2 protein-coding genes are annotated in these 2172 nt (G+C 56.5%); both read right to left on the bottom strand.

From position 1 onward, the window contains the following. On the bottom strand, positions 1–1091 hold a 1091-nt coding region (locus VNX88_06865), incomplete at its 3' end, for a hypothetical protein (GenBank protein ID HWY68368.1). A 589-nt stretch (positions 1092–1680) separates the two neighbouring features. Further along, positions 1681–1857: a hypothetical protein gene (locus tag VNX88_06870; GenBank protein HWY68369.1), complete on the bottom strand. Its 177-nt coding sequence runs from the start codon at positions 1855–1857 to the stop codon at positions 1681–1683. Between the last annotated feature and the right edge of the window lie 315 nt (positions 1858–2172).

The raw sequence follows: 2172 nt of genomic DNA on the forward strand, positions 1-2172 counted from the left end.
TGGAAGAGAAGCGGCACATCGCTGAAGCTCGGGTGGGCGATCCCGGGAGAGTGCAGCACCACGGCATAGGAGCCCGGAGGTAATTCCTGAAGCTGCTGTTCCCTGACTTTTTTGTATTTCGCGATTTCGTCGGACATGCCACCAATCCTATCGTCGGGGTGGTAGGCTTCCAGAAACAGGAGCGGCTGGCGCATCCTTCGATCGTCCTCGAAGAGCGGTAGAGCGGCGACCGGCATCATGCCGCCGTCGAGGTCGACGCAGGCGTGGATGCGCGAGTCCTGCTGGCAGGCGCGCGCGGCGAATTCCGCTCCTGCCGAGTGTCCCATAGCCGCGAGTCGCTTCAGGTCGATTGCGCCAGCCAGCGCGGATTGCTTGTCGCGGTTAAGTTCCTCTATGCGATCGATCACGAACCGAACGTCGGCGGCCCCTTCGCTGATACCGATCGAGACTCGGCTCATTATCCACTTCTGGCGCTCGGTTGGGGAGAGTCCGTCAGGCGGCGAATCGTTTCTTTGCGTGACAACTCTGCCGTCCGGGAACCTGATCGCCTTAGCCGTGTACGTGTGTTCAATGCTGGCGACGATATATCCATAACTCACCAGATGTTCGAGTAGCACTGTGTATTGGAACCCGCTGCTGCCGAGACCGTGAGAGAAGGTGATAACCGGGAATGGCACGCCGCTCTTGGCGATCGGCGCGTGCTCGATCGCATGCGAGGAAATCTCTCCCGAAAGAATCTGCGCCCAGGCGTTGCCGAACTCGCCGCTCATGATCTTGTGGATCTCAGGAAGGGCGTCCATCTGAGCCGCGCCTGGGAAGTACTGTCCTTTTGCGCCGTCGGACTTCGCCGTCGGATACCAAAGGTAGACCATCAGCTCGCGACGGAGTTTGGGATCGTAGTCGTCGGGACGCGATGCGTCTGTCCAGTGATAGCCAATCCTGCCGATGCCGTAAGGACCTGTTGGCGATGGGATCTGTGGCAGCGCAACGGATGTCTGCGCGCTGCTCGATGCGCTCGGCAATTGAAGAGCAGCGACGGAAGCGCTGTACAAAAAGGCAAGCAGAATGTGGGCAAAGAGTCGCGATCTCATACGCGTAAGGTTCCACGCAGACCTGCCGCCCGTCAAGCGCACCTGACAATGCGACTCTCACGTTGCGCCGCCGTTCTTCGCGATCCTCCAATGCCTGAAGCAGCTCTTGGATTGTCGCTACAAACCTCTCTGGATCTTGCTCAACTGCGGCCCTCTTGCAAAGTTCTTTCCAACATTCTTTGGTTTCGCCTCGCAAGGTGTCACCTCCACACTGGGCATCTGCCGTCCCAAGACATTCTCACGGACTGTCGTTTGTATGAAGCACCTCCGCGCTTGGGAAGGGGAGCAAGTGGGTAACCAAATAACCGTCCGCTCCTAAGTTGCTATGCAGCTTGCACTTGGCTAGGTCCACGAGGTTTCCCAGGGAGGCGCCATCTTGTAAAGTTTGGCTGCCCAGCCTCGCAACTTCCTAGACGGTGGTGGGTTTTTTCGTTCTGTGGCCACCTACGAGGATTGCGATTAAGGGATTCCTTCTATTTTCTTGTGGCCAAAACTGTACCTGACATAAGATATACACAATATGTAGTGCCGCCGAGGCCCTTCTCGACGGGTCTTTCTAGGAATCATTTTGGGAATTATTGCAAGCTCATCAGTACTGAAGATTGTGGATGAAAAAATCAACATCCTGATGGTTGACGACCAGCCAGGCAAACTGCTGAGCTACGAAGCCATACTGGGCGAACTGGGCGAGAACCTCATCAAGGTTCATTCGGGAATGGAAGCCCTGGAACACCTGCTGAAAAATGACATCGGCCCTCGTGCTCATGGACGTGGGCATGCCCGGAATGGATGGTTTCGAAATTGCTCAGATGATCCACGGGCACCCGCGCTTTCAAAACACACCGATTGTCTTCATCTCCGGGATTCATATGACGGACCTCGACCGGCTGAAGGGATACCAGCACTGAGCCGTGGATTACCTTTCCGTTCCTGTGGTTCCAGAGTTGTTGCGGGCAAAGGTCAGGGTGTTCGCGGAGTTGCATCGCAAAACGCAGCAACTGGAAGCGCTCAACGCCCGCATGACTACATTGCAGGACGAAGAAAGAAGACGCATCGCGCGCGAGTTGCACGACAGCGTGGG

Source organism: Terriglobales bacterium (assembly GCA_035567895.1).
Lineage (GTDB): Bacteria > Acidobacteriota > Terriglobia > Terriglobales > Acidobacteriaceae > Gp1-AA112.

Coding starts and splice junctions, on each gene's coding strand:
- VNX88_06870 (HWY68369.1), bottom strand. CDS start 1,857: ATGAGCACGAGGGCCGATGTCATTTTTCAGCAGGTGTTCCAGGGCTTC.